This is a genomic window from Pseudomonas sp. GD03858 (genome assembly GCF_029840925.1).
Taxonomy (GTDB): domain Bacteria; phylum Pseudomonadota; class Gammaproteobacteria; order Pseudomonadales; family Pseudomonadaceae; genus Aquipseudomonas.
Genome location: NZ_JAOCDM010000008.1, coordinates 86,036 through 93,884, shown reverse-complemented (window position 1 = coordinate 93,884; position 7,849 = coordinate 86,036). Strand labels below are relative to the sequence as shown.

Below are 7,849 nucleotides of genomic sequence, written 5' to 3'. Positions count from 1 at the left end.
GGCCGCAAAGCGGCCCCAAACTCTCAAGGTTTGCGCTTGCCCGGCTTGCCGCCAAAGCTCGGCACCTTGCGCACCGCCTTGACCGCCGGCGCCGAAGCCCCCGTCTCCTCGCTGTCCATCCAGCGCCCCAGACCACGCTTGGCGCTGTTCTCCTTGGGCTTTTTCGGCTTCTTCGGCTTCTTCACCACCTGACCGTTGGCATCGGTCACCGGCACCCGGTGATCGGGGATGAAGTCCGGCTCCTCATGACGTGGCAAGGTCTGGCGGATCAGCGTCTCGATCGAGGCCAGCAGCTGCACTTCGTCGGCGCACACCAGCGAGATCGCCTCGCCCTTGTTGCCGGCGCGACCGGTACGACCGATGCGGTGCACATAGTCTTCGGCGACGATCGGCAGGTCGAGATTGACCACCAGCGGCAGGTCGTCGATGTCCAGGCCACGGGCGGCGACATCGGTGGCCACCAGCACCTGCACCTCACGGCTCTTGAAGCTGTCCAGCGCGCGTTGGCGGGTCGCCTGCGGACGGTCGCCATGGATGCCGTCGGCATTCACGCCCTCGCCCAGCAAGCGCTCGACCAGCTGGTCGACACCGTTGCGGGTCTTGGCGAACACCAGCACCTGTTTCCAGCGCTGCTTGCGCAGCAGGTGGCAGAACAGGTCGGCCTTGCGCTTCTTGTCCACCGGCACCAGCCACTGCTTGACCGTGCTGGCGGTGGTGTTGCGCGGGCTGACCTCGATGCTCAGGGGATCGTTCAGGGCCAGGCCCGCGAGCATGCGGATCTGCTCGGAGAAGGTGGCCGAGAACAGCAGTGTCTGGCGCTTGCGCGGCAGCGCGGCATACACCGCCTGCAGCTCTTCGGCGAAGCCCAGGTCGAGCATGCGGTCGGCTTCGTCGAGCACCAGGGTCTGCACCTGACCGAATTTGATGGCGTTCTGGCGGAACAGGTCGAGCAGCCGGCCCGGGGTGGCCACCAGCAGGTCGACGCCGCGGCGCAGGCGCATCATCTGCGGGTTGATGCTGACGCCGCCGTACACCGCATAAGTGGACAGAGGCAGGTTCTCGGCGTACTCACGCACATTGGCGTGAACCTGCTCGGCCAGTTCACGGGTCGGCACCAGCACCAGCGCGCGTACCGAGTTGCTGGCGACTTTCTCACCTTCCAGCGCCAGGCGCTGCAGCACCGGCAGGGCGAAGCCGGCGGTCTTGCCGGTACCGGTCTGGGCCGCGGCCATCAGGTCGCGGCCGGCGAGCACGGCGGGGATGGCCTTGGCCTGGATCGGCGTGGGGGTGGTGTAGTCCAGCGTCTGCAAGGTGCGCAGCAGCGGTTCGATCAGGCCGAGTTGGGCGAAGTTCATGGCAATACCGTCAGGGGTTCAGCGAAGGCGGCAAGTCTACCGCAGCGCCACGGCGGCCCAAAGAACTCATCGCGGGGCAAGCCCGCTGCCACGCAGGCCGTTGTTCACTTGCACAGCTCTTCTTTCAGTGCCACCGGCGGCTGCGGCGCCTTGCGCCACTGTGGCAGGCCGATCAGCACCACCGCGCCGATGATCACCGCCATGGCCACGCACTCTTCGGCGCCGATCTGCTCGCCGGCGAAGATGATCCCCAACAGCACCGCCACCGCCGGGTTGACATAGGCATAGCTGGTGGCCGCCGCCGGACGCACGTGCTTGAGCAGGTACATGTACGAACTGAACGCCAGGATCGAGCCGAAGAACACCAGGTAGGCCAACGCCCCCCAGCCGGCGGCGGTGGGCATCTGGGTCAGGCGCTCGCCGCTCACGGCACTGCCGATCAGCAGCGCGACGCCGCCCACCAGCATCTCGGCGGCACTGGCCATGGCGCCCTGGGGCAGCGGCAGGCTCTTGCTCCACACCGAACCGAACGCCCAGGCCGCCGCGGCGAACAGGATCAACGCGGCGCCCATGGGGCTGGCCTGCAGGTTCGAGCCCATGTTGAGCATGCCGATGCCAATCAGGCCGAGGGCGATACCCGCCCATTCCAGTCGCGAGTTGCGGTGACCGAACAGCAGGCCGAACACCAGGGTGAACAGCGGCACCGTCGCCACCGCCAGGGCCGCCACGCCGGAGGCGACGCCGGCATGCTCGGCCAGGGTCACGCCGCCGTTGCCGCAACTGAGCAGCAGAAACCCGATCGCCCCGGCCGCGCGCCATTGCGGCCAGGTCGGCGCCGGCACCCCGCGCCAGCGCAGGAAGCCATACAGCAGGCTGCCGGCAATCACGAAGCGCACGCCAGCCATCAGCAACGGCGGCCAGGACTCCACGCCGATGCGGATGAACAGATAGGTCGAGCCCCAGACCAGGTACAGGGCAAGGAAGGCGCCGATGAGCAACAACGGGAAGCGACGGGAGGCAGACATGGTGGGGGCTCGAAATCCGTTTACGGGTGGCTTAGTTTAGAAAGGCCACCGCGCAAACTTAAGTTACAAAACACGTTTAAAACACCGAAACACTTTGCAATGCACGGTAATGCAAAGGCTTCACCGTCGATTGCAAGGCCACCTGGAATCGCCATGGACAAATACGATCGCATGCTCCTCGCCGCCCTGCTGGAAAATGGCCGGGCCACCTACGCGCAGCTGGCGCGCCAGGTCAACCTTTCGGCGCCGGCGGTAGCCGAGCGGGTCGCCAAGCTGGAGGCCAGCGGCGTGATCAGCGGCTACACGGCGAAGGTGGACCTGGAGAAGATCGGCCTGCCGATCCAGTGCGTGATCGAACTGCGTCTGGCCAGCCATGGCAACCAGCAGGCGTATGACGCATTGACCAGGATCCCCGAGCTGACCGAATGCCATCGCGTCACCGGGGATCCGTGCGTGATCATGCAGGCCGCCGTGGCCTCGATGGGCGAGCTGGAGGCGCTGATCAACCGCGTATCGCAGCTGGGGTTCAGCAAGACTTCGATCATTCTGTCCAGTGCGGTGGAGCGACGGGTGCCGTTGGCGCAGCTGGAGGGCAACGGCAAAAAAAGCTGAAGCGAGCGCGTGGGGGCGTAATGCTGGGGCTGCTTTGCGGCCTTCGCGGGTAAACCCGCTCCCACAGCGTTGCCCGTTCCCACGCCCCACCCGGTAGGTTCGCAGCGCTCAGTGGCGCAACAGCAACTTGCCCTCGATCGGCACATAGCGGCTGGCGGCACGGATCAGCGCCAGGGCCGTCAGGCCGGGGACGCCGTAGACCACCGTCTCGATGCCATGGCGTTGCATCGCCCGCTCCAGCAACAGGTCGAAATCACCGTCTCCCGAGGCCAGCACCACCTGGTCTACCCGCGCTGCCGCCTCGATCACATCCAGGGTGATGCCGACGTCCCAGTCACCCTTGGCCGAGCCATCGGCACGCTGGATATAGGGCTTGAGGCGCACCTCGAAGCCGAGGTTGCGCAGGATCTGCTGGAACTGCTGCTGCTTGCTGTCGCCGCGGTCGATGGCGTAGGCCAGCGCTTCGACGATCTGCCCCTCGCGACTGACCTCAGCCCACAGCGCGGCGTAGTTGAAATGGCAGCCATGGCCTTGGCGAACCGTGTAATAGAGGTTCTGCACATCGGCGAATAGCGCGATTTTCTTCACCTGAAACCTCTCTCTGGCAGTGGCGAACGATCGCGGGGCAAGCCCGCTCCCACGCTTTGCCAGGAGCGGGCTTGCCCCGCGATGAGCAGCAGTATGCCAGAGCACTCAGACGAAGGTGTCGTCGTCCGAGAAGAAGCCGCCATCGTCACTACCGTAATCGGTGTCGGCGAACCCGCCCTGGTCATTGTTCCAGCCACCGTTGTCGGCCACCTGCTGCGAGCCCTGGTCGTGCCAGCCGCCCTGGTCGCTGGCCGGCGCCGGTTCTTCCTTGATCACCTCGACCACCTCTTCGGGCTGCGAGTTGTGGTTGAACAGGCTGCTGATGCCTTGGGCCAGCAACACACCGCCGGCGACGCCGGCCGCGGTCTGCATGGCGCCACCGAGGAAGCTGCTGGCACCGCCACGGGCCGGCGCCGCGCCAAAGCCTGGTTGCGCAGGCGGAGGTGGCGGCGCATACGCTTGCTGCGAAGGCTCGCGCCAGCCGCCCGCGGGCGCGACCGAACGCTGCGGCTGCGGCTCCGGGCTGCGGGTGCCCGCGCCGAAGATGCTGGAAAGGAAGCCACCGCCGCCATTACCGCTGGGGCGGCTGGCCTCCAGCTGGGCCCGGGCCTGCTTGAGCTCGGCCTCGAGCTGCTTGTTCTGCTCGTCCAGGCGCTTGAGCGCAGCCTCCTGGACCAGGATCGCCTGGGTCATGTAGTACGGCGCCGCCGGTTGCTGGCGCACGTGCTCGTCGATGCGCGCCTGGGCCTGGGCATCGCGCGGCTGGGCGGGGTCCTCGGCTTGCTTGATGCGGCCGAACAGGCCATCGATCAGGGTTTGTTCTTCAGTGTTCATCGGGGCAACCTCGTGCGCTGAACAGGACATCGGACAGCGTCAAAGATGGGGGGCCGGGGCAGGCTATTCAATCGCCGGGGCCATGAAACTTTTTTCAGCAAGCGGGTCGACTGGGCTAAAGTGACGCCCTGCTTTTTCCTCCATGCGATGTTGACCGATGAATCCGCTGAGCGTTCTGCGCGACTCCCTGTACTTCTTCCGCCGTCACCTGACGAGCATCCTGCAGTTGTGCCTGCCCCTGGTGGTGCTCGAGGCCCTCGGCACCCAGCTGCTCTACAGCCAACTTGGCGAGCAGGCCTCGCCGGCCTACGGCATGCTCGTCAGCCTGCTGTTCTACCCGCTGTACAGCGCGGCGCTGATCCTCTACCTCGACACCCGCAGCAACGGCCAGGACATCGCCAAGCGCGACCTGTTCGCCCGCGCCCTGCAGCTGTGGCCGATGCTGGCGCTGCTGGTGGTGATCAGCTCGCTGCTGATCATGGCGGGCCTGGCGCTGTTCATCTTCCCCGGCGTGTGGATCATGGTGAACCTGGTGTTCGCCGAGTACCTGCTGGTGCTGCGCGGCCTGCCGGTGATCGAGGCGATGCGCACCAGCGCGCGCATGACCACCGGGCACTTCCTGCGGATCATGGTCTGCATGCTGTCGGTGCTGGCGCCGCTGTGGCTGATCGACGGCCTGCTGCTGACGGTGTTCCCCGACCCGCAAGCTGGCGTGCAACTGGCGCTGGACAGCCTCAGCGGCTTCCTCCAGCTGTTCAGCACGGTAGTGCTGTATCGCCTGTTCATGCTGTTCGAAAGCGAGGCCGGCGCCTGACGGCGCCCGCCTCTCAGACCTTGCGTGGCTTGGCCCGCGCCGTCGCCTCGGCCACCAGCGGATCGTCTGGCCAGTAGTGCTTGGGGTAGCGCCCCTTGAGGTCCTTTTTCACCTCGGCATAGGTGGTGCGCCAGAAGTTGGCCAGGTCCTGGGTCACCTGCACGGGACGCCGCGCCGGTGACAGCAGGTGCAGCTTGACCTGTTGCCGGCCATTGGCGATGCGCGGCGTGTCGGCCAGGCCGAACAGCTCCTGCAGGCGCACGGCGAGGATCGGCGGGTGCTCGCTGTAGTCCAGGCGAATGCTCGAGCCCGAGGGTACGTCCAGGTGCGATGGCGCAAGCTCGTCCAGGCGCTGGGGCAACGGCCAGGGCAGCAGGTTGCGCAGGATCGAGGGCAGGTCCAGGTTGGCGAAGTGGCTCAGGCGCGACACCTTGCCCAGGTAGGGCTGCAGCCAGTCTTCCAGGCTGGCGAGCAAGGCCTCGTCACCCAGGTCGGGCCATTCGCTGTGACCGTCCTTTTGCAGATCCAGCTGGCGCAGCAGCGCGACACGGGCCTGCCACTGGCGCAGTTCCGGGGTCCAGCTCAGCAGGTTCAGGCCCTTGCGCCGCACCAGGCCAAGCAAGGCCCTGGCCCGCGCCTCGTCGTCCAGCCCCGGCAACGGCTCACGGCCGAGCACCAGTTCGCCGACCTTGCGCTGGCGCTCGGCGCGCAGCACCTGTTCGCGCTCGTCCCAGTCGAGCACGTCGAGCACCTCGACCTGCTCGGCCAGCACATCGTCGAACAGCGCAGGATCGAACTCGGCGGCCAGGTAGATGCGTTCTTCCCGTTGCCCCTGGCGGCTGCCCAGGTCGGCGATCACCAGCCATGGGCTTTTCATCAAGGCATCGGCTTCGGCGAACAGCGCCGCCCGGCCATTGGCCAGGCGGTACTCGGCGCCGCCTTCACGGCGCTGCTGCGCCACCCGGTCGGGATAGGCCAGCGCCAGCACCGCGCCAAGCCAGCGCGGGTGGTCAGGATCGGTCACCGGACTGCGCGGCTTGCCACGCAGCTGCCCACGGTACTGACGGGCCAACTGCCGGGCACGCTGCACGCCGCCCTGCCCGGCGCGAGAGGCCCGGCTTTCCCCGCTGAGCAGCGCCAGCCGGCTGTGCAAGTCGGCACCGCCGCCGCGCAGGATATCGCGCTCGCCCAGCAACGCCGCGACATCACAGGCCATGTCGGCCAAGCCGAGGTCCTGGCCGCGCAGCAGCAGGTGGGCGATGCGCGGGTGCGCGGGCAGCTCGGCCATGGCCTGGCCATGGGCGCTCAGGTTGTCGCGGCTGCCAGGCTTGAAGGCGCCCAGACGGGCCAGCAGATCCTGGGCCTGGCCATAGGCGGCAGCCGGTGGCTGGTCGAGCCAGTTGAGCTGCTCCGGCGGCACGCCCCAGCGCGCCAGCTGCAGCGCCAACCCCGCGAGGTCGGCCTGGAGAATCTCGGCGCTGCCGTGGGCCGCCAGTTGCTCATGCTGGGCTTCGGACCACAGCCGGTAGCACGCGCCGGGCTCCAGGCGCCCGGCACGGCCGGCACGCTGGGTGGCGCTGGCGCGGGAGATGCGCTGGGTGTCCAGGCGCGTCATGCCACTGCCAGGATCGAAACGCGGCACCCGCGCCAGCCCGGCGTCGATCACCACACGCACGCCATCGATGGTCAGGCTGGTTTCCGCGATATTGGTGGCCAGCACCACTTTGCGCAGGCCCCGGGGGGCCGGCTCGATGGCGGCGCGCTGGGCACTCAGGTCAAGCTCGCCGTGCAGCGGGCAGAGCAGGATGTCCGCACGCTCGCCCACGGCCTCCTGCAGTGACTGGTGCACACGACGGATCTCCGCCTGGCCGGGCAGGAACACCAGCAGGCTGCCGGACTCGTCGGCCAGGGCCTGGAGCACGCAGTCGACCACGCGCGGCTCGACGAACTCGCCGGGCTGCCAGGGCCGGCCCCAGCGGATATCCACCGGGTGCATGCGCCCCTGGCTGCTGACGATCGGCGCGTCGTCGAGCAAACGCGACAGGCGCTCGCCTTCCAGCGTCGCCGACATCAGCAGGATCTTCAGCGGCGGCTCGTCGCGCAGCAGCGCGCGACCATTGAGGCTCAGGGCCAAGGCCAGGTCGGCATCGAGGCTGCGCTCGTGGAACTCATCGAAGATCAGCAGCCCCACGCCCTCCAGCGCCGGATCGGCCTGCAGGCGGCGGGTGAGGATGCCTTCGGTGACCACTTCGATACGGGTGTTCGGGCCGACCTTGCTGTCCAGGCGAATGCGATAGCCCACGGTCTGGCCGACCGCTTCACCCAGCTCGCTGGCCAGTCGTTCGGCCGCGGCACGGGCAGCCAGGCGCCGGGGTTCAAGCATGAGAATGGTCTGCCCGGCCAGCCACGGCTCGTCGAGCAACGCCAGGGGTACACGGGTGGTCTTGCCGGCGCCGGGGGGCGCCTCGAGCACCGCTTCGTCACGCTCGGCCAGGGCCTGGCGCAGGTCGGACAGCACGGTATCGATCGGTAATGAAATCATGGTGGTCCTCGAACAATCGTCCGAGTATAACGGCGAACCGAGGCTGCCCTATCATGGTCTCAAGCTTCAGGCGTCGGCG

At 67.6% G+C, this 7,849-nt stretch carries 7 protein-coding genes; 2 read left to right on the top strand and 5 right to left on the bottom strand.

What is annotated here, in order from left to right; translation table 11 throughout:
- Positions 1–23 precede the first annotated feature (23 nt).
- Entirely contained in the window at positions 24–1,355 is a 1,332-nt protein-coding gene (locus N5D48_RS04265; protein WP_279881389.1) for a DEAD/DEAH box helicase, read from the bottom strand.
- 104 nt (positions 1,356–1,459) lie between these two features.
- The gene (yedA, locus tag N5D48_RS04260) at positions 1,460–2,380 is read right to left on the bottom strand and encodes a drug/metabolite exporter YedA (protein WP_279881386.1); all 921 of its coding nucleotides are present in this window, start codon (positions 2,378–2,380) and stop codon (positions 1,460–1,462) included.
- Positions 2,381–2,533: 153 nt separating this feature from the next.
- Here yedA and N5D48_RS04255 point away from each other — a divergent pair, with 153 nt between their 5' ends.
- Positions 2,534–2,992, top strand: a complete 459-nt coding sequence (locus tag N5D48_RS04255) for an Lrp/AsnC family transcriptional regulator (protein WP_279881384.1) — start codon at positions 2,534–2,536, stop codon at positions 2,990–2,992.
- Positions 2,993–3,100: 108 nt separating this feature from the next.
- Here the strand turns inward: N5D48_RS04255 and N5D48_RS04250 are convergent, their stop codons facing one another.
- Both N5D48_RS04250 and N5D48_RS04245 read right to left on the bottom strand, forming a co-directional pair.
- On the bottom strand, positions 3,101–3,580 hold the full coding sequence (locus tag N5D48_RS04250) for an NYN domain-containing protein (protein WP_279881381.1): 480 nt from the start codon (positions 3,578–3,580) through the stop codon (positions 3,101–3,103).
- Between the two features lie 105 nt (positions 3,581–3,685).
- The gene (locus tag N5D48_RS04245; RefSeq protein ID WP_279881379.1) at positions 3,686–4,414 is read right to left on the bottom strand and encodes a DUF2076 domain-containing protein; all 729 of its coding nucleotides are present in this window, start codon (positions 4,412–4,414) and stop codon (positions 3,686–3,688) included.
- A gap of 157 nt (positions 4,415–4,571) precedes the next feature.
- Here N5D48_RS04245 and N5D48_RS04240 point away from each other — a divergent pair, with 157 nt between their 5' ends.
- Positions 4,572–5,228, top strand: a complete 657-nt coding sequence (locus N5D48_RS04240; RefSeq protein WP_279881376.1) for a YciC family protein — start codon at positions 4,572–4,574, stop codon at positions 5,226–5,228.
- Between the two features lie 13 nt (positions 5,229–5,241).
- On the opposite strand, the gene hrpB is transcribed toward N5D48_RS04240, so the two are convergent.
- Positions 5,242–7,770 (bottom strand): ATP-dependent helicase HrpB, encoded by a 2,529-nt coding sequence (gene hrpB / locus N5D48_RS04235; protein ID WP_279881373.1) that lies wholly within the window; start codon positions 7,768–7,770, stop codon positions 5,242–5,244.
- Between the last annotated feature and the right edge of the window lie 79 nt (positions 7,771–7,849).

Excerpts from the sequence above, each read along its gene's own strand:
- hrpB (WP_279881373.1), bottom strand. The coding sequence starts at position 7,770 with ATGATTTCATTACCGATCGATACCGTGCTGTCCGACCTGCGCCAGGCC.
- N5D48_RS04245 (WP_279881379.1), bottom strand. The coding sequence starts at position 4,414 with ATGAACACTGAAGAACAAACCCTGATCGATGGCCTGTTCGGCCGCATC.
- N5D48_RS04255 (WP_279881384.1), top strand. The coding sequence starts at position 2,534 with ATGGACAAATACGATCGCATGCTCCTCGCCGCCCTGCTGGAAAATGGC.
- yedA (WP_279881386.1), bottom strand. The coding sequence starts at position 2,380 with ATGTCTGCCTCCCGTCGCTTCCCGTTGTTGCTCATCGGCGCCTTCCTT.
- N5D48_RS04240 (WP_279881376.1), top strand. The coding sequence starts at position 4,572 with ATGAATCCGCTGAGCGTTCTGCGCGACTCCCTGTACTTCTTCCGCCGT.
- N5D48_RS04265 (WP_279881389.1), bottom strand. The coding sequence starts at position 1,355 with ATGAACTTCGCCCAACTCGGCCTGATCGAACCGCTGCTGCGCACCTTG.